The organism is Serratia sp. TSA_7 (assembly GCF_052692135.1).
Window position 1 is genome coordinate 359,361 of record NZ_JBQZFU010000001.1, and the last position, 19,455, is coordinate 378,815.

The window sequence follows — 19,455 nt, forward strand, 5'->3', positions numbered from 1 at the left end:
TCGGAATCCTCCCAAAATATTAATATTTCTATTTAAAGAAAGGACAGGAATGGAAAGTTGTCAAGAAATGCGGAAAAAATAAAAATCAGCAATAACAAAACGATGGCACTTAAACAAAAAACACATGTATTACATGCACATAGAAAAGAGCTTCATATTAATTTAAGAACTAGTTAGCCAGCATTGGAGCAACAATAAGAAAAATAGGGTATGGGCATAACAAAAATTCGGAGCAGAATGGCTCACTCAAATCATGTTATGTCATAAGAGAAAAACCATTAAATTAGCATGGTTATTGATGAGCGGAAAATGCAAGGAGTAAAATAGGAGAGGGGATAAAGGAGGTGAGAATAAGAACAACAGCTGAAAAGTCTTCACTGGAGATTGCCCATAATTCGCTATAACTGCCAGCGTATTAAAGGTGATTGCTCGGACGGTCACCGAATTCGATAATAAAACGGCTCACCACCAGTCGCCAGTTTTGATCGGCATACTCCATGTCTTTGAAGCATCCTTGATTGCTAGATAAATAATCTTTCATACCGAGCCGCCCATCGCGAACACTTTACGTTTTTTATCGCGCGTTGGACCAAAGCGTTTAGCGACTCGATCGCATTGTTGCTATAGATGGGGTTACGGATATTAGATAGATAGCCGAAGAACGTATTGAGTTTTCTCAGTGTGTACGCCAGCTTTTACTAATTTACGGATACTTATCATCCCAGAGACCCGCGAACACATCCAATGCCATCAGTACAACTTCTTCGGTGCCTGGTACTCGGTGAGCTCTATAGCCCTTTCAATCAGGCAATCAGGCAATCAGGCAATCAGGCAATCAGGCAATCAGGCAATCAGGCAATCAGGCAATCAGGCAATCAGGCAATCAGGCAATCAGGCAATCAGGCAATCAGGCAATCAGGATATCCTGAACACCCCCAGTTTTTAAGCTCCACTGCACTCTAAGGCAGACTTTACGCCTTCATTTTCTGCAAACTACATGCCCAGAAGCCCTTTCCAACCTTCGGTGTTAATGCCCAGAGCAAAAAATACTGCTTTATTAATTACACTACTGCCGTGGCAGACTTTTACAAAAAAATAGCCAAGAAAAACTACAAGATACAGATAATCAAGAGGTCGATTTTGGCATTCAGCAACTTACTCTTTTACTGTATCTGTGACTTTAGATATCAGTATTGGTAACATGCGGGTATCGGGCATTTCCTTGAACATGGTGATGATGTCTCGTCTTGTCATCCGTTTGACGTACAGGGATAAAATTTGGTCGCCCATTTGAGTAATTCCCATCCGGTTTTTCTTTATCAGTTGGGGTTCAAAGGTGATTTCACGGTCACGTGGTATACTCAGTTAAATCCCGCCACATTGTAAAGCAACGTTGTAGACGAGTATCCATTGCAGGTGTTAGAGCTGGATTTAGGGGGGGATCTCATGCCCGGTATGGTTCAATCAGTTCAACTTTCAGTGCTGTTTCGACAGTAAGTTTCGTCAGCATGCGGGTAAATTGATTGAGATCGGCTTCGGTTTTAAGGCCCTAAGCCGGTTCAAGAGCCAGTGCTTGAAGCTGCTTTTCGTCCATATTTTCCAGCCTTCGTTACTGGAATGAACATATCAAAAACTGGCAATTACACAATTTAATTACAGTCTCCACCATCTATGTAGAAATCTCTAAATATATTTCTACATAGATGTTATTAGAGCATCAGCCAGACTAAAACTTCCTGGTGACATACCCTTAGCATTAACGACTAACATATAATGCGTTGCCCATTCTGGTGCCTGTAACCTTAAAGGAGACTGAACAACACGCTGCCAATTGCTGCCAATCGAGCCTATTTCAATCTCACGCACAGGGCCATGTTGAAGCTTACGTTTCAGGTTTGCGTTTCCATTTTCATTAAAATATGAAACACTTACAAAATAAGCAGCCACAAATATTTTCCCGCTCGACTTACCATCCCCTTTAATTTTAAAACTATAAGTATAGTTCTGCAGTCTACGTGCAGGTGCCATTGCGACCAAACTTAGTGGAATACCACTACCTACAAGTTTAGTCAATAATAAAGTTTTGTCTTTGGACTGTTGCTGCAATTTATATTTAGCCGCAGGAGATTCGGTATTGGCAGCTAATTTCCCTACCTTTTCGTTTTGATCGAAAAATATTGCCCAATCCCCGCCCTGATCAGAAGAAAACTCACCATCCGCTAATTGATTCTCCGACTGACTTAGCAGTAGTGAAACGGCAAAATTTCCATTGCCATTCAGTAACCGAGAATCAACCGCACTGAAAATTCCATCCCCAATTTTGAAAGTATCTTGTTGAGTTAGAAGGTTCAAAAGTCGGCAGCAATAAAAATAAACTCCGCCTCCGCCCTTAACTGATTCAACCACTGCATCAACAGGGAGTTTTCCTTTTTCAAACCCCATGATAGTCGCATCTCGAATAACAATACTCGCAGATTGATCCTCGCTACAAAAATAAGGTATCATTTTAATTGGGCTTGATTTATTATTAAACTCGTGATGACCACCATGTATAACAATTGAGCCAGCATTGGCCTCTAAAATTCGTCCAACATAGTCGATAGAAACACCTGCGAGATAAAATTCACCATTTGGGTTACTGTTACGAACGCCTATTCCTGCTGATGTCGCAATAACACCACCAAAGTAAGCAATATTTTCGCCACAATTAGGAAAACCAGAAGGCATATCGATGTGAATGCCCGTTCGAAAGATCTGAGCACCATAGTGACATATATTATATGAATTGCTTTGGTAAACGTCCCCACGACCAAACTCAGTAAGGGTGACAGCTCCCATCACAACATTTCCAAGTAATCCTTCAGGGCTATGAAATAACCGCCCTATCACCTTGCTCTTTCTACCAGGCCCTTGAACTAAGGTTCCAATCATTCTCGCACCTCCCAGATTAGGGAGTTGGCCAAGGTCAAGAGCACCAGAATTATAAAACCGTATAAAATAATTGCCTTCAACATCTGGAATGCCTGAGGCATCGATCACGGTACCATCGGCATGACCGACCAATGTAACAAAAGCCAAGTCAATATCAGTTTTTTCAGCAACCCAAGGCTGAAAATCTTTAGCTAGGTGGATTTCGGTTCTTTTTTTAATATTTTTCTTAATAAACTCTTGCGCCGCGAGCAACTCATCACGAGATGAGACGATAATTGAATCAGAGACCAAAGCGCCGGAGAATGAGCGTTTTTCATCCATAAAACGTGCTTTATCAGACAGGTCTCCACTCGTAGGAGTATCTACTTTACTACTGCGGTTATCTGCTGCTAGCGTATTTGCCGTAAATGCGGCAGCCAAAGAATAACCAGCCCCCCTTAAAATAGCACGTCGATCCATATAACCTCCTGCAGATGAGAAAAAATTAAGAACACTAGAGCTCCCAAGAGATATTTCTTTTAACAACCTTTGCAGGATTACCGGCAATAAGACAATTCTCTTCTAAAAAATCACCACTGACAACAGAGTTAGCTGCAACGACACAGCCAGAGGCAATATTTGTACCTTTCAAAACAGAGACATTGCAACCAATCCAAACATAATCGCCAATATTAATTTTTTTACTTCTTTCTTTTTTATTCTCGTAAGTTAGCTGATGGAAGTCATCATCAAGAAATTGACAACCCCAGGATATATTACATCCCTTTCCAATATAGATACCATTGTAAATAATAAAGGTATTATCAGGGCCGATATACCCACCTTGACAAATAAAGGTAGCATCTTTGTTTATATCAACTCGACATCCTCGACCAAAGGATAATGAACCGCGACAAGTTAATTTACCGCGAACGTTAAAGTAACTCGGTGTTTTATTACTAACGTGCCCCACATTTCTCAGACCAAGGAACAGCAAACCGTCATCTAAAATAAAGTTATCTCGCCCTTTGATATACACTTTATTTGCTGAAAATAAATTTCGTAGACCTAGCAATCGATAAAAAAGAGATCTAGCCAAGACATATAAAAAATTGCATTCTGATTTTTTACATAGCACTCTTAGTTTGTTCAACTCGGATATCATTTTTATCGGTCCCAGAAATTAATGAAGAAACTGATGCAACGTAGATTAAGAACATCCATAAAGAAGGAGATGATATATCAGGAACAGAGAAAAATGCGCCTAAGATGAAGCCTAAAAAGAGCGTCAAAAAGAAAAGAGCGTTAGGTTCACTTCTATTTTTGAACAAAGGTTTTGTTAGGAAATAAACAACAACTGCAAACAAAATAAAACCAACAACACCCAAATTAGTCAATATTGTAAGTAAAAGCGAAGAGGCACGATTACTACCTAAACCTAATCCCATGAAATAGCTATCATATAGGGCAGACAATGACAAATAGTTACTCCAACTGCGGATCATTCCTGAGTCCGAAGTCATTTTCTGGTCATATAAGGAAATCAACGTATCACCGAAGAGAATAAATACTATTGACGATATAATTACTAATAAACATAAAGAAATTAAAACACGTTGAGAGTTAGTGCCGCGCAAAACAAAGAATAACAAGAACGAAGTAGTAGCAGTTAAAATCGCAGTTGATGACCTATTAAGTGTCAACAAGAAAAGCATGCCTACCCCAAGGACAAGTATACCGAACTTTCTTCGTGCGAAAAGCAGAGGAGCTAAGGATGATGCAATAAAAGCCCCAGCAGATGAAGGTTCTGAGTAAGTACTTGCCAAACGATTTTCAGCCAGGGCTGTAATAGAATATCCACCATTAGAATACAGGAAATCAACAGGAAGAGTTTCCTTACTTACTAACCACCAAAGAGAGAAGAAAGCGAAAATAAAAATACTTAAATAATACGATATATATAACTGATTAAAGTTTATTATTTTGGGTGCAAACCGATAAGTTACAAGCAGCGTGGTCACATTTATAATAAAAAGACAAATCTGTGATATATTTGACATCGAGAAACGAAGTGGCTTTCCATTTGTCGCATAATTTATCTCAAAGCTAAATGCAGATGAGACGACACGGGTTCCAGAGAAAAGAGAAGGAGCAGACATTGTAATTAAAATTGAAAACATGACAAGCACGATGAATAGAAAAGTTACTTTGCTTATATTTATGCTTAGCCCATTAGCGAGTACATAGGGACTCAATTTTATCAAGAATAAGATCTGAGTAAAAAAGAACGGTGTAATCCAGAGGCTACCGAATGAGAAAACAGAGGCAGCCTGAAAGACACAGGATGTCAGCATCAACACATAGAGATACTTAGGTGGAAAAAATATAAAAAGCAGTGCCAAAGAACACCAAACAATTCCAAAAAGAGTTAAAGTCATATTTGTCACTCATCACTGTCATATGTACAAAAACCAAAAATTAAACAACTACTATTCAGCTAATCAACTTTAATAATTTTATACAGAGGATGTTACTCCTCTGTACCGACTACAGTATCAATATGCGCCATCACGTTTAAGGACAACACCGATTGTTTTGAAAAGAATAGCGATATCATTCCATAATGCCCAGTTTTTAACATACCAAGCATCAAAATAAACGCGAGTATCATAGTCTATATCGTTTCTTCCTGATACTTGCCAGAGGCCTGTCATACCTGGTTTAGCCATTAAATAGTAGTCTACATCTCCCGCATAACGCTCAAGTTCATCTTCAATCACGGGACGTGGTCCAACCAGGCTCATTTCACCGATAAAAACGTTCCATAGTTGAGGTAATTCATCGAGGCTGGTTTTACGAATAAATGCTCCAATCTTTGTTATCCGCGGATCATTTTTCAACTTAAAGTCTTTATTCCATTCCTCACGAGCAACAGGGTCACGTGCAAGGACTTCTTTCAATACTTCTTGTGAATTCAATACCATTGAACGGAACTTTAAACATTTGAATTTTTTACCTTCATGTCCAATACGTTCATGGCCATAAATAGGCTTTCCGCCATCACGAGAAACTTTATAGGCCAGAAGAGCCAACACTGGTGAGAGGGCAATCATAATAAACAAAGAACCGACAATATCAAAAGTGCGTTTAATAATTCTCGATGATCTTTTAGCCAAATTATTGCTAACACGAAGTATCATTACTTCGTGGCTAAAAATGAATGACATATCGGTCCCATAAAGCGGGACTCCGCGCAATGTTGGAATAACAGATACTGATCGACAATTATGCTTCGCAAGATTTTTTAACCACCAATCTCTCAATGTATGTTGCTCAAATTCTAATGCAACGATAAACTGTGTATTCTCAGTATCAACAAAACCCCATAATTTTTCTTCGCTATTAATCACTGGAATGTTGAAGTAACTGTCTTCACACGGTTTATCTGTACATACAAATGCTGACACAGCAAAACCTAATACCTCCTCGCTTTGTAAAGCAGCATAGGCCTCAAAAGCATTTTTCCCCGAGCCAATAATAACAGTTTGTTTTTTCCACAGATTAAAATTATTTAGTATCCTTTTTGTGAGCGCGCGCCCCATAGGAATAAGGAAGATAATCAGTCCCCATGAAAACATCCAAACATAGCGTGAGAAATTCCATTTAGAGAAAGCAACTAGTGCGAGATCCAATACTGCAAAAATCACCAATGTACGGATGACTTCTTTCAGTTCAAACCAGAATGGCTTTCTGTAAGTATAGTGCCTCAGCCTTGTCCAGAACCATATAACACAGACGGCTGATAATACCAGTTGGGCTATAGCCCTCGTAAATATTTGATCTTCTGGGATGAAATCACCTAAATCGCCAAAAATTTTATATATAATAAAATATGCCAGATAAATTGACAAATTAAAAAATATCAAATCTGAAAGGGCAAGTGACAATTTACTTATTATGCCTTGGAATAGGCCACTATTTCTTTTCATCGATTTTTCCATGCCATTATTTAATATGACAATAAAATAAATATCAAATCGTAGAGTTAGAACAATCAAGCGATTTCAATATCATTTGACTATCTATTAACCCTTCGGACTGTTAAAGCTTAGCTCGCAATATGTCGAATTAACATAAAAATTGAAGTTCAAGTATTGTCATCTAACAATTCTTTATAGATGCGAGATGTGTTAGAAATCATTTTATCAGCTGTGAAATTCTGTAAGAATATTACTTTGGCTTCCATTCCCATAGTTTTCCATTTCTCCCTAGGCGTATTAATTAAACGCTCCACAATTTCTGATGAGTTCCCCATCTCAAACAAATAACCATTTCTATTATCTTTCACGACCTCTGGTAAGGAAGTGCAATTAGTAGCCATAACAGGTAACCCATAACTCATAGCCTCTAAAGGCACCATTCCAAACCCTTCCCAACGACTTGGCATGACCAAAACATCTGCATGCGTAAAATAGGGAGCAAGAGCATCAGAATCTAACCAACCAGTGAATGTAGTTTGTGGTAGGCTTCCAACTTCAAAACTCTCATTATGTACTGCCCCTCCCACCGCGGTAAGATGAAACGGTTGATTCTCTAGCGATCGCATAACTTCAGCAAGTACATCAAACCCTTTCTGAAAATCAAACCGCCCAACAAACAGCACGTTGAAAACGTCATGACGATAAGGATTTAATGGGACAATTTTCGAATCTTGTTTTGCGACACCATTATGAACGACCCTCAGTTTTTCTGAAGGAAGCCCAGCCTCTATGGCTTTTTCCTTTTCATATTCGCTAACACAGATAATAGCATCTGTATATCTTGACAAGATTTTTTCTATCCACGAATAGATTATCTGTTTTTTACGTGATGATTGCATGAGGAATGCAAATGCATGTGGGCAATACACTACTTTTGGGCGCCGTATTGGCCTCAATAAAATTAAAGCGACCCGTCCCATAAATCCTGCAAAAGTGCTGTGCAAATGCACTATTTCTGGGTTTTCTTTAAGAACGACTCTTAAGAAAAGGAAGAAAAAACTCAGAAAAGAAGACAATCCACGCCCTTTCCTGCTATAAGGAATTAAATATTCGTTCCCAATATTTTTTAACTCTTGGCGCTGATCCTGAGGAATAATGCAAAGTACATTATTTCTCTTATTAGGTACTAATTGATCTTCGACAAGCTGCCTCATTACCGTTGCAACGCCACCCTTTATCGTCTCTGCAGCATGGAGAATCTTCATTTGCATACCTGTCATTTTTTATGGGCCAATATTTCGTCTACGATTTGGCTAATTTTCAAGGCTGAGTCGCTCCAAGAAAATCGTTTGATATTAGCATCCCCCCTACTAATCAATTCTGATCGTAATTTTTCATCTAGGATTATTTTTTCCATTGCCGATGCAATATCTTGTTCATTATACGGATCAAAATAAAGGGCACTATCTCGCAGAACTTCGGGCATAGAAGCCATATTAGAGGATATTACAGGGCAACCACAAGATTGGGCCTCTAAAGGTGGGATGCCAAAGCCTTCGTAGAAAGAGGGAAAGACAAAAGCCAGTGCATTTTGATATAACTTGATCATATCTTTGTCATCAACTCTTCCCATAAATTCTATTTTTTCAGTTTTATTTATTAATGAAGAAAAATCTTGTTTGGAAAAGCTAGTGGCTGTTTTACCAATAATTTTTAGAGAAATATTATATTTATCACCTAGCAATTCAAATGCTTTCAACATACCATGAAAATTTTTATGGAAATTGGGTGATGACACAGCCAGAAAGTAAGGTTTATTTTCATCTGAACGCACTGTTCTTTTAAACTCATCACTTACAGCATTATAAATTATTTCTATTTTATCTATAGGGTAACCATATACATTATTGATTTCTTTTTTCGAAAACTCGCTAACAGTAAGCAGCTTTTTACTATGCTTCAGCATCATTGGGATAAGAAATCCATAAAACAACCTGAATTTTTTTGAGAAACTTTCTGGGTAGCGTTTATAGGTAACATCATGATGAGTAACTATTTGATTATTATAAAATACAGGTGCAGTACTACCTAAATTGAGTAATAATCCAGAATCATTATTTTTTAAAAATCTAGGTAATTCAATCTGTTCCCATTGATGTCCACTTTTACTACCAATCTCTTTGACTTGAAGTTGCTCGGCGACATCTTTTCTTAAAATCCCTGGTGGGGACAAAAAAATAATATCGTCGCGAATATCATTCAATGACAGGGATATTTGTTCTGCAAACCGCTGAACACCCGTAAGTTCTTGAGTCAAATATCGTGCATTAACAAATAACATCCGTCATCCTTTAAAGTTTAATTCTAAAAAGTACTAAAAGAAATTTAGTAATGATTACGCTCTATATATTTCAATATACTTATTCGTAACTTCATCACAGTTGAACATTTCGCTATTCCTTACTTCGACATTTTTTTCAGAGAGATTTACTGTATCCAAATTCTCCATGAAATATATTGTTGGAAATAATGTCTCAAGTTCTGATATCCCACCAACTGCATTAGTCAAAACAATTTTTTTTGCCAAAACAGACTCTAAAACAACACGCCCGAAAGGCTCTCGCCATTTTATCGGGAGAACAACCACATCAATCTGAGAAAGAAACTGACTTGACGGTATAAAACCAAGCAGTTTTATTCCTTTTTGATTTGCAAGAGATTCTAACTCTTTACCTTCTTCAGACATAACAAAACGACCCGCCGCATAAAAACTCGCGTTAGGGTATTTTTCTTTAAACTTGTCGACAAGTTGGCAATAGGTATCGAAACCTTTGTCTTTTGTCAATCTTCCAATAAAACCAAACCGTAGAACTTCTGATTCAATTTCGTTGATTTCTGGTTTTTCAACAGCATTATAAATATAATCAAGAGTAGCATTAGAAAAAAATCCATTTTCAGAATGAAACTTCCGAATGAAATCACTGATACCAATATATATATCAACATTCTTACTGGCTAATTTCTTTCCAAACGACCAAACTTTAACACTTTTCTCAGAAGGATCCATATTTCTATCACTTGAGAACATTATGGAGTTCGGGTGAAAAAGGTAATAATCTCGAGTCGTGTGAACCAGTTTCTTTTTTTTCTTTTTAATAACTGACCAAATAGCAACTGAAAAACCAGCAATGTTGTTTGTATGAACCACATCAGGGTTAAAATCATCAATTTCTTTCGAAATTAATTTAGCCATTAGGATATTGTAGCTATCTATAATATGCCACATCAGACGCTGTATTTTACTCTTGCGACTATCATCAAATGGCCAATAAATATTTTTTAGAGGAAGATAAACTACTTCTACATCATTTATATTAGCAATCTTCTTATTATTTTCTTTATGTATGCAAACCACTCTTACCTGATGCCCTTTACGTACCAGCTCTTCCGCTAATAATTGAACAGAAACCTCTGCCCCTCCAATTTGATAAGGATAGTAAAGCGTGTTTACGATCATAATTCTCATAATATAATCACATACCTTATAAAATTACTTTGTATAACCACTCGCTAAAATTAAAGTAATTTATGCAGAGTACAATAATCAAAGAAAGTAGCGCCGAACCACCCCAGGAAGTCATATACTCCTTAAACGTCACGCCGACAACAGGACGAACAAAAAGAGGATAAACTGCGATACTCATCACTACTTGTGCAATTGATAACGACATAGCGACTAAACTAAGGCTTGAGCCAAGCAGGGAGGCGAAAACAATAATAATAACGATGATACCAGCCCAAATATTCCACATGAACTCTTTTTTTGTCGTACCATTCGCTTGTGAAATAGCTCCAGTAAGCCCCCCCATTGGACGTAAAATACCGAGTAACAACATATATGGTATAAGCTCAGCAACATTTTCATGTCCAGAGCCATACAATACTCGCACACCTATATAGGCACAGAGACCAATAAGTATATAAATCACGGCACTGTAATTAACAATAATAGTTACAGATTTAAGGAACAATTCTTTTAATTCTTGTCCGGAATGTTGTTTCTCAGCAAAGCGTGGTAGTGTCAACCGGTTGATAACAGGAGTAATTAATTTTAATGGTTGTAATATCAATTCTTTGGCTAAAGAATATATACCCAAAAATTCTGCGCCTAAAAATTTACCAATAATAAAAGTATCAGCTTGGGTTCTCAGTTGGTTGATAGTTTGTGAGCCGAGTTGATAACTACCATAGTGCAAAGCACTTTTGAACGTAGTTTTACAGAAAGCAAATGTCGGGTGCCAAGAGCGCTCTCCTATAATCAGCATTAATAAAAGCCTTAAAAAAGCATTTAAAAACTGACCAATTATTACGGCAGAAACAGTAAGTTTAGCAAAGTAGATCAACGCGACGGTGACAAGGAAAGAGATAAACTTGGCAAACATCTCTATTCGAGCCAAAAAAATCAATAACTTATTTTTTACAAAATGGGCCTGATATTGTGACATGGCGCCAAGAATAAAGAAGTTTAGGCTGATCAGCCCAAAAAGATATACCAACTCTGGCATATTATAAAATACAGAGAGTGGATATGCTAATAGCAATATAAAAACGCCTGTAGCCAGTCCAAAAAATACGTTTACCCAAAAAATAGTGCTTTGTTCACGTTTCGTTATCGCTTGTCGATGAACAAGGTAACTACTCATCCCCATATCCTGGAGAACCATCGCAACCATTAAAACTGCATTAATGATGGCCAGTATTCCCAGTTCTCTAGTGTCAAACGAACGCGCGATTACCCCTAGCTGAGCCAGCTGTACCACCGCGGCAAATATGGTCCCAGCAAACAACCATACCGCTTGTTTTTTTACACTATTGTCAGACTTCATTTTTTATTAACTCTAACAGCTCAGTATTAAGTTTATCTTGGTTAAATTTTTCGACGATCGTTATTCTTGCGGCCTGTGTTACTGCCGTAATTTCATTCTTTGCCATTAATTCTAATACTAAATGTAGTAACTCAGCCAATTGCTCAGCACTTCTTTCATCTGCCAACCAGCCAGATAGATCATTTTTAATCAACTCTGGAATGCCGCTATGCTTAGTGGAGATTACCGGTAGACCAACTGACATGGCCTCCATCAACGCAACCGGTATTCCCTCCATATCTCCATCTGCCGCAGTAACTGAAGGTAGCAGGAAAACATCGGACTCTGAAAGCATAACTTTTATGTTTTCTTGCGACACAAAACCCAAAAGTTTGACTTTGCTTTCTAATCCGAGTTGTACAATAAGCTCTTTTAAATTATCGTGTAGTGGACCAGTACCTACAATACAATATTCGAAGTCGACTTTACCGGTATTGAAAATCGAACATGCCTTGATTGCATATTCAAGCCCTTTTTTCTCAGTTAACCTAGCGACACTGATAATTTTTATTTTCCCAGTGTGTTTTGTTTTTTCTTTATAAGAAAATCTCGAAATGTCTATCCCCATCCTCGACACATAGATTTTATCTTTATCGCAGCCCATGCTTTCTATTTTATCTGCCCACAAATTACTAATAGGCAAAATTAAATCCCCCTCATCAAAAAGCACTTCATAATCACTTTTAAAATCAGAGAGTGTTTTTTTATGGGAAACATCTAGTCCGTGAAAAATTGTTGCAATCTTTCCTTGCAAAAAACCCAACCCCCTCAATTTATTCGCAATCACTCCAACCGTACCAAAGTGTGCAACAAACATATCAGATTTAATTACACCAGGATTTTTTGCAATAATTGCAGGCAACAATAAATTGGCAGAGTGCTTACCATATTTTCGCTGATTAAATGAATTAAATAACGCACGACTTTTATTTCCACTAACGACCTTTAACAAACGCGCCGATATCTTCTTCCAACTACTTTTAGACTCTGAGGGCAAAAGATAACGTACTTTTTCTTGCAAATTATACTTCTCTACAATTTCGTGTTTTTTTTCTGTATCGCCTGGCCATATGGAAATTATGCTTACATCAACACCTTTATCTATAAAGGCCACTATTTGCTGTATAACAAATGTTTCTGAATAATTTGGGAAGTGACTCAAGAAAAATGTAACTTTCAATTTTTTCTCTCCACTTCTTTTATTATATCTTTCATTATTACCATACCTTTTACGCGCTCATTATTTATTGCGGCATGTACTTTCTCATTTACTGCTGCAATGTTTTCGAGTATCGCATTCACTTTCGAAATGAGCGAACCATCGATTAACGTAGCGACATCTGATGAAAGTTCAGGTAGGCCTAATTGTTTCATAATACCGGCCGATTTATGCTCATAATTAATAGCTACGGCTGGTGTTCCAAAGTTCATCGAGATAATTGCAGAGTGTAAACGAGTACCAATTGTTAGTTGGCATTGGCTTAAAATGCTACCTAATTCAACATCATTAAATTCATCCATGACAACATGATAGTTATCTTTATTAGTCAGACGATTTCCAACCTGAATCGCAATCATTCTGTCGTCTTTATGATAGCTATCTATACCTGTGCATGTGGACACTGCCAACACATTAAAACCTTGTGAGATCAAATTATCGATCAAAGACCCTATTGCTATTTCATATTCAACTTGGGTCACCCCGAGGCGCTGGTCAAAGGGTGCCAACTCTCGCATTGTAATCGCAACACTCGCACGCTCATTAATAACACGGCTCCAATGCTCCAGAGCATAATTAGAGGGCCTCACACAATTATTAACCAACCACGCCGTATCAACACCACTGATCACTTTTTCCGTAGTGATACCGCTTTTAAGCATTAGATCTTTACTGATTTCTTCCCTAAGAGCCAACATTTTTACTTTTGAAAATACCAAATTGGCAATTTCATTAAAATTTTTTCTTTCAAACGGCCCAACACTGTGCCCGATCATATAGATTGGTTTCTTTGCAAGAATTGCACAAAGTGAATGTTCAAATTGATTTTTACCGTAGAGATCAACGAAAAATGATCCACCGACTTGTATAACAGCATCATATGTTTCTAATTTTTGTATATAGTCGTCAAATTCAACTGGGATTTTGAGTATTTTAGCTAGCAAGCCATTATTAATTCGTGATACTAATAGGGCAGGTAAATAGCGATTTATTAATGCCTTAATAACTCTACCTTTAAATCCACCATTTTTCTTAAAATGATAACGATAAAGCACATCATCTTCGACTTTTCTTCCTAACAGATAGGACGAGCTCACAGAGTAACGACTTATGGCAGTAACTTCGATCGCTGGATCAATTACTTCTATCGACTCGATCAACCCCCTCAATATAGCACCATCTCCACGATTTCCGCACGTATGGTTTCCCACAAGTAAAAGCTTCATATTACCCTCTGGATATTTCGAAAAAATAGCAACACCGTAACCGGTGCTGCTTAATTAGATGTTAAATTATATATTATGACTTCTCATTCGAGCGGTAATCGTACTGATAGTATCCATAATCACCGTAATAACTACTCGCGCGTTTCTCGACAGCGTTGAGTATTACACCTTTAATATCAATTCCGTTCTGGTTAAAACGACGAATACTAATCTCCATTTCTTTGACCGTATTAACCGAAAATCTAGCTATCATTAAGCTAGTACCTGCATTGTGCCCGATGATCGCGGCGTCGGTAACAGCCAGAATTGGTGGTGTATCAATCATTACAATATCGTAATTTTTCTCTGCCCACTCAATAAGTTCATTAAAGCGAGAACCCATCAACAACTCTGAGGGATTAGGTGGAATAGTACCACGTGGTATAAAATCTAAATTCTCAATTTCTGTTTTTCTTACTGCTGCTTCTTTCGATACCTGTTGCGACAATATATCAGAGAGTCCATTTTGCCAGTTAGTATTGAGAAGCGTATGGGAATAGCCTTTCCTCATATCAGCATCGATAACCAAAACACGTTGTCCTGCCTGGGCAATCACTGCTGCTAAGTTAATACTAACAAATGTTTTACCAATATTAGGGCTAGCGCCGCAAATCATCAGAACATTATTCTTCGATTCCAACATGGCAAAATGCAGACTCGTACGAAGGCTTCTAACTGCCTCAATCGCAAGATCTGCCGGATTACCTACAGCAAGAAGAGTTTTAGAGCGAGTATTACTTTTCTTGTTGTTACGAAGAATAGTTTCTATATCCTTCTTCTGCTGCCATTCAGAAAGCGGAATACTTGCATACACATTGATCCCCTGTTCCTCCAATTGGTCAGGACTTTCAATACCGCGATGCAACATGTTCTTAACAAGAACGATAACGACTGCAATTGCTCCTCCCAGTAAAGTAACAATGACTACGATTAAACTTTTCTTAGGTTTCACCGGGTTCGGTTGTGTTACTGCTGGATCGATAATCCGTACGTTTCCTACGGTGCTTGCTTTTGTGATCGACAGCTCTTGTTGCTTATTCAGCAACTGCATGTAAATCTCTTTACCAGCATCAACATCGCGGGTCAGGCGTAAAATTTCCTGCTGCGTTTGGGGCATTTTGCTTACGCGCTTGTCTAACTTATCTTTTTCTTGTTGAAGCGTTATTCTTTTCTCAAGCAATGCACGGTAAGCAGGATGCTCTTTGGTATACAACTTCGATATTTCTGCTTCTTTGAACGTCAATTCGTTGAGTTGAGCCTCAACACCAACAATAGTGTCCAATACCGATTTGGCTTCAAGAGAAAGGTCTACAGAATCATTAGCTTGACGGAAACTATTAAGTTTATCTTCCGCCGTATTCAACGAATCTCTTACCAACGGCAATTGATCTTTCAAGAACGCCAGGCTTTTAGCGGCTTCTTCCGATTTACGCTCTACGTTTTGTACGAGATAATTGTTGCTGATGCTATCAATTATTTTTTTAATTCGTACAGGATCATCTCCCATAAGGCTAAGAGATAGTACTCCAGTATCTTTACCTTTATCTTCAACTGTCAGTTCATCAAGTAACTGCAGTGTAGCTGCAAGTTTAGATAATTTGCTAACCTCAAATACTGTTCCTGGCTTGGCGACGACTTCGCTAACAAGAAGAGAAACTCCATTTCCTGTTGCATAAACGCCAGCCTTCCCTTTAATTATTTCTACTCCATCAAATTCAACAGAATAATTGTTTTTATCAATGACGGTAAGTTCTAATGGCTTTTCCGCCATGCTCTCAGGAATATTCACACGAGATACTGCAATTTGACCTGGGACCTCGCCAGTTAAACGGGCCCAACCACGGCCAAACATAGGGAAATATTTTTGATTTACTACAGTATCAAGATTCAGATCTTGCACCGTTTTCCCAGCAATCATTCTTGAAGTGATCAACTCAATTTCAGTTGATGATGCGGGTTGCGAATTGGGTAGCATTTGTGAAATATTATTTACAAGCGAGTTACCTTCATTTTGCTCAACTTGTACGGTTGCATCAGCCTGGTAAATTGGCGTTGCGAACAGACTGTAAATAATACCCATTACGGCAAATAAGGCAGTAATTCCTATAATTAACCAGCGATGGTCAATTAACGTTCCTACCAGCCGCCCCAAGTCAATCTCTTCATTTTCCTTGCTGGCAGTAGAGACAGCTCTAGTTTTTTCAGTCATTGTCATCTCTGTTTAGCGATTTAATGCTTGTGCCCACTTCTGAGCTGAATCAGCAAGCAAGCGATATACAAATTCAAATGCCTCAGCACTTTTTCGGTATGGGTCAGGAATCTCTCTTTGATCAAGCCAGTGACCAAACAGCATCGTTTTCCCTCTCACTTCCGGGGCTAATCGACAAACTGCATCAATGTGCCCCTTTTCCATAACCAAGATAAGTGAGTAATCTCGGCACATCTCTTTGGTTAATTGCTTGCCTACATGCCCTTCTAAAGACAAGTTATGTTCATTCGCTACAACGATTGCAGTCTCATCCGCCGATCTTCCGACAAGGGCACTAATGCCCGCTGAATCGATCCGCTTGTTGGGCACAGACCGTTGTAGCAAACGTTCCCCCGTAGGAGAGCGACAAATATTCCCTACGCAAACAACCAATATTGAATCAAACATCGTTCATTCCTATGGCCAGTTACGAATACGCAGTGTGCCTTCGGTGAGGTCATTGAAGCTGGAAATTGTCGGCGCCAACTGGCTGATCAAACGGTTCCAACGCACGATAGGTGCCGCTGTTACGTAAACAACGTCATAGGGTTGCAGTTGGAATTCTGCTCCCATAACCATGGCAGTAGCATCTGCCATATTAAGTTGGTATATGTCAGCTAACTTATTCCCCTGCGTGCCGTGTAGAGGGCGAATAACGAACACCCCTGTAGCATCTGCCGCAGTTTGGCTAATCCCTTCAGTATTTCCCAGCGCTTCGGTCAGCGTCATGCCGCTTCTGTCCATCTTCAGCGTGGCCGGCGCTTTTACTTCACCCATAACGAAAACTTTCAGATCGTCGTTACGCGGTACATAAAGAATGTCACCAGGATATAACAGCTGGTTTTGTGTAAGATCGCCATTTTGCATCAGCTTTTGCAACGATAAACGCTGCTCTTTGCCATTATGCGTTAAGACGATATTTCGCCAGTCTGCATTATCACTCAGACCACCAGCTGCGTTGATCGCGTCAAGTACCGTGAGAGGAACGTTAGTGATAGGTTGCTGACCTGACGTTTTAACTTCGCCGGTAATGTATGTTTTTTGAGAGCGAAAAGCGGCAATATTGACGTCAACTTGTGGGCTTTCAATATACTGTGCCAATCGATTCGATATTTCGGTACGAACCTGACTTGCCGTCTTCCCGGTAACCTTTACCTTGCCAATGTAAGGATAGAAAATCGTGCCATCCGATTGCACCCAGTTGCCCGTGTCGCTGGCGCTACGGTATTGCCCGGCAGGTGTGGTCAACTCAGGGTGATCCCAGACAGTAACGTTTAAGACATCACCTACGCCAATCCGATACTCATAACTACGCAGAGAAGCTTCCAACAGAGTATTGGGCTGTGCAACTACCTTGGCAGGGCGCAGTTTTTGGATTAATTTTGGGGTAACAGGATAGACGTTCACAAGATCGTCAATGTCGAAATTGCTATCCTCCTGTTTTACTGTATTTTTTCCCGAGGTACTTAAATGTTGACCTGGGAGAACCGTACAGCCACTGATTATACTGATTGATACCAATACCGATATCATTTTCAATTGTCGTTTTGCCATCGAGTTATCATCACTTTCAAAGTAAATGTATCCGCAAAGCTACCAAGCCAGCCCACCTTGGCTGCGTATTTGTAACCTTACCAAACTGCATTGTTACTTACCTGGAGTTAGGTATCTTCACCAAGACGGGCACCCTTCACAGATAGCTGAAATGTCGAACTGTTAAGCCACTGTTGAAGTTAAAAGAGTTAGTATGGCTTATTGTAAAAGTATGACTCTGTTGTCGATAAAGCCACATTATAAATGACTATTATAATCAATTGAGTCACAGTGGTGGATGTTCACAGAAATGTTGCCCTCTTGTGCAGTTACTACAACCAGTAACCTGATTGCCGCATTATTCCACAAGCCACCCGATACTAATATAAAAACATTTTTCCAGAATGGAGGCTGCCAGCGTAATGAAATATAGCCTTTTTACGCCTGCAGCCCAAGAGAATTGAGATCGTTCAAAACGCCAGCTTTTCTGCCCATTCGCGGAAAGCCTTGCCTTGAGTTGGGTGACGCAGGCCGTAGGTCACAAATGCCCGCAGATAACCCATTTTTTCTCCGCAGTTGAAGGATTCACCTACCAGTTCCATCGCTTCTACAGGTTTACTTTTCAGTAACTCTGCAATGGCATCTGTCAATTGAATGCGGCCCCAGGCACCGGGTTCGGTCTTTTCCAATAACGGCCAGATATCGGCAGACAAGACATAGCGCCCTACCGCCGAATAATTGGATTTAAACTGAACGTCACGACCCGGTTTTTCTATAATCGAGGTCATGCGGGAACTTTCACCGGGTTGCAAACTGTTGGTCTCGCATTCAACGACCGAGTAATCGTGCAGCACATGCTCATCAGCCGCCTGCACCAGCACCTGGCTCAGCCCAGACTGTTCGAAGCGAGCAATCATGTGCGGCAGGTTATCTTTCTTAAGATCAGCCTTTGCGTCGTCAAGCAGTACATCCGGCAACAGCACGACAAACGGTGAGTCACCAACCAAAGGTTTGGCGCACAGCACCGCATGGCCCAGGCCCTTAGGTTGCCCCTGACGGATGTGCATCAACGTCACGCCTTTAGGCGTAATCGACTGAACCTCATCCAGCAGTTGGCGTTTTACACGCGCCTCAAGCATCGCTTCCAACTCAAAAGAGGTATCAAAATGGTTTTCGATCGCATTCTTGGAGGAATGAGTCACCAGAATGATTTCTTTAATCCCGGCAGCCACGCACTCATTGACAATGTATTGAATCAACGGCTTATCAACGATCGGTAACATCTCTTTGGGAATAGCCTTGGTTGCAGGCAACATGCGCATACCCAGGCCGGCAACAGGAATGACAGCTTTCAACTTGGTCATGGTAATCCTCT

General features: G+C 39.4%; 14 protein-coding genes and 1 pseudogene. All 15 read right to left on the reverse strand.

Going from position 1 to position 19,455, the window contains the following annotated elements; genetic code table 11:
- Positions 1 to 415 precede the first annotated feature (415 nt).
- The 15 genes and pseudogenes from ACUTQW_RS01780 to ACUTQW_RS01850 all read right to left on the reverse strand — a co-directional run bounded on the left by ACUTQW_RS01780 (position 416) and on the right by ACUTQW_RS01850 (position 19,444).
- Positions 416 to 1,594 (reverse strand): annotated as a pseudogene (locus ACUTQW_RS01780) (transposase).
- Positions 1,595 to 1,695: 101 nt separating this feature from the next.
- Positions 1,696 to 3,390: a hypothetical protein gene (locus ACUTQW_RS01785; protein WP_064798756.1), complete on the reverse strand. Its 1,695-nt coding sequence runs from the start codon at positions 3,388 to 3,390 to the stop codon at positions 1,696 to 1,698.
- Between the two features lie 34 nt (positions 3,391 to 3,424).
- Positions 3,425 to 3,949, reverse strand: coding sequence for an acyltransferase (locus ACUTQW_RS01790; protein ID WP_158513743.1), 525 nt, complete (start codon positions 3,947 to 3,949; stop codon positions 3,425 to 3,427).
- Positions 3,950 to 4,037: 88 nt separating this feature from the next.
- Positions 4,038 to 5,348 (reverse strand): hypothetical protein, encoded by a 1,311-nt coding sequence (locus tag ACUTQW_RS01795; RefSeq protein ID WP_145917146.1) that lies wholly within the window; start codon positions 5,346 to 5,348, stop codon positions 4,038 to 4,040.
- A 117-nt stretch (positions 5,349 to 5,465) separates the two neighbouring features.
- Positions 5,466 to 6,899, reverse strand: coding sequence for an undecaprenyl-phosphate galactose phosphotransferase WbaP (gene wbaP / locus ACUTQW_RS01800; RefSeq protein WP_445654783.1), 1,434 nt, complete (start codon positions 6,897 to 6,899; stop codon positions 5,466 to 5,468).
- A gap of 158 nt (positions 6,900 to 7,057) precedes the next feature.
- Positions 7,058 to 8,155: a glycosyltransferase gene (locus ACUTQW_RS01805; RefSeq protein ID WP_445654784.1), complete on the reverse strand. Its 1,098-nt coding sequence runs from the start codon at positions 8,153 to 8,155 to the stop codon at positions 7,058 to 7,060.
- An 11-nt stretch (positions 8,156 to 8,166) separates the two neighbouring features.
- Entirely contained in the window at positions 8,167 to 9,231 is a 1,065-nt protein-coding gene (locus ACUTQW_RS01810; RefSeq protein WP_445654785.1) for a glycosyltransferase family 4 protein, read from the reverse strand.
- A gap of 54 nt (positions 9,232 to 9,285) precedes the next feature.
- Positions 9,286 to 10,407, reverse strand: a complete 1,122-nt coding sequence (locus ACUTQW_RS01815; protein ID WP_445654786.1) for a glycosyltransferase family 4 protein — start codon at positions 10,405 to 10,407, stop codon at positions 9,286 to 9,288.
- 25 nt (positions 10,408 to 10,432) lie between these two features.
- The gene (locus ACUTQW_RS01820) at positions 10,433 to 11,776 is read right to left on the reverse strand and encodes an oligosaccharide flippase family protein (RefSeq protein WP_445654787.1); all 1,344 of its coding nucleotides are present in this window, start codon (positions 11,774 to 11,776) and stop codon (positions 10,433 to 10,435) included.
- Entirely contained in the window at positions 11,766 to 12,995 is a 1,230-nt protein-coding gene (locus tag ACUTQW_RS01825; protein WP_064798750.1) for a glycosyltransferase, read from the reverse strand. Before ACUTQW_RS01825 ends, ACUTQW_RS01820 begins: the two co-directional genes overlap by 11 nt.
- The gene (wcaK, locus tag ACUTQW_RS01830; RefSeq protein ID WP_445654788.1) at positions 12,992 to 14,260 is read right to left on the reverse strand and encodes a colanic acid biosynthesis pyruvyl transferase WcaK; all 1,269 of its coding nucleotides are present in this window, start codon (positions 14,258 to 14,260) and stop codon (positions 12,992 to 12,994) included. The genes ACUTQW_RS01825 and wcaK overlap by 4 nt, the downstream gene beginning before the upstream one ends.
- 73 nt (positions 14,261 to 14,333) lie before the next feature.
- Entirely contained in the window at positions 14,334 to 16,508 is a 2,175-nt protein-coding gene (gene wzc / locus ACUTQW_RS01835; RefSeq protein WP_064799257.1) for a tyrosine-protein kinase Wzc, read from the reverse strand.
- Positions 16,509 to 16,520: 12 nt separating this feature from the next.
- Complete coding sequence (locus tag ACUTQW_RS01840; RefSeq protein ID WP_064798748.1) at positions 16,521 to 16,955, reverse strand: arsenate reductase/protein-tyrosine-phosphatase family protein; 435 nt, start codon at positions 16,953 to 16,955, stop codon at positions 16,521 to 16,523.
- Between the two features lie 9 nt (positions 16,956 to 16,964).
- Complete coding sequence (locus tag ACUTQW_RS01845) at positions 16,965 to 18,101, reverse strand: polysaccharide export protein (protein WP_064798747.1); 1,137 nt, start codon at positions 18,099 to 18,101, stop codon at positions 16,965 to 16,967.
- Between the two features lie 449 nt (positions 18,102 to 18,550).
- Positions 18,551 to 19,444, reverse strand: a complete 894-nt coding sequence (locus ACUTQW_RS01850; protein ID WP_006324405.1) for a UTP--glucose-1-phosphate uridylyltransferase — start codon at positions 19,442 to 19,444, stop codon at positions 18,551 to 18,553.
- Positions 19,445 to 19,455: the final 11 nt, after the last annotated feature.

Excerpts from the sequence above, each read along its gene's own strand:
- wbaP (WP_445654783.1), bottom strand. The coding sequence starts at position 6,899 with ATGAAAAGAAATAGTGGCCTATTCCAAGGCATAATAAGTAAATTGTCA.
- wzc (WP_064799257.1), bottom strand. The coding sequence starts at position 16,508 with ATGACTGAAAAAACTAGAGCTGTCTCTACTGCCAGCAAGGAAAATGAA.
- ACUTQW_RS01810 (WP_445654785.1), bottom strand. The coding sequence starts at position 9,231 with ATGTTATTTGTTAATGCACGATATTTGACTCAAGAACTTACGGGTGTT.
- ACUTQW_RS01850 (WP_006324405.1), bottom strand. The coding sequence starts at position 19,444 with ATGACCAAGTTGAAAGCTGTCATTCCTGTTGCCGGCCTGGGTATGCGC.
- wcaK (WP_445654788.1), bottom strand. The coding sequence starts at position 14,260 with ATGAAGCTTTTACTTGTGGGAAACCATACGTGCGGAAATCGTGGAGAT.
- ACUTQW_RS01785 (WP_064798756.1), bottom strand. The coding sequence starts at position 3,390 with ATGGATCGACGTGCTATTTTAAGGGGGGCTGGTTATTCTTTGGCTGCC.
- ACUTQW_RS01815 (WP_445654786.1), bottom strand. The coding sequence starts at position 10,407 with ATGATCGTAAACACGCTTTACTATCCTTATCAAATTGGAGGGGCAGAG.
- ACUTQW_RS01840 (WP_064798748.1), bottom strand. The coding sequence starts at position 16,955 with ATGTTTGATTCAATATTGGTTGTTTGCGTAGGGAATATTTGTCGCTCT.
- ACUTQW_RS01795 (WP_145917146.1), bottom strand. The coding sequence starts at position 5,348 with ATGACTTTAACTCTTTTTGGAATTGTTTGGTGTTCTTTGGCACTGCTT.
- ACUTQW_RS01845 (WP_064798747.1), bottom strand. The coding sequence starts at position 18,101 with ATGGCAAAACGACAATTGAAAATGATATCGGTATTGGTATCAATCAGT.
- ACUTQW_RS01805 (WP_445654784.1), bottom strand. The coding sequence starts at position 8,155 with ATGAAGATTCTCCATGCTGCAGAGACGATAAAGGGTGGCGTTGCAACG.
- ACUTQW_RS01820 (WP_445654787.1), bottom strand. The coding sequence starts at position 11,776 with ATGAAGTCTGACAATAGTGTAAAAAAACAAGCGGTATGGTTGTTTGCT.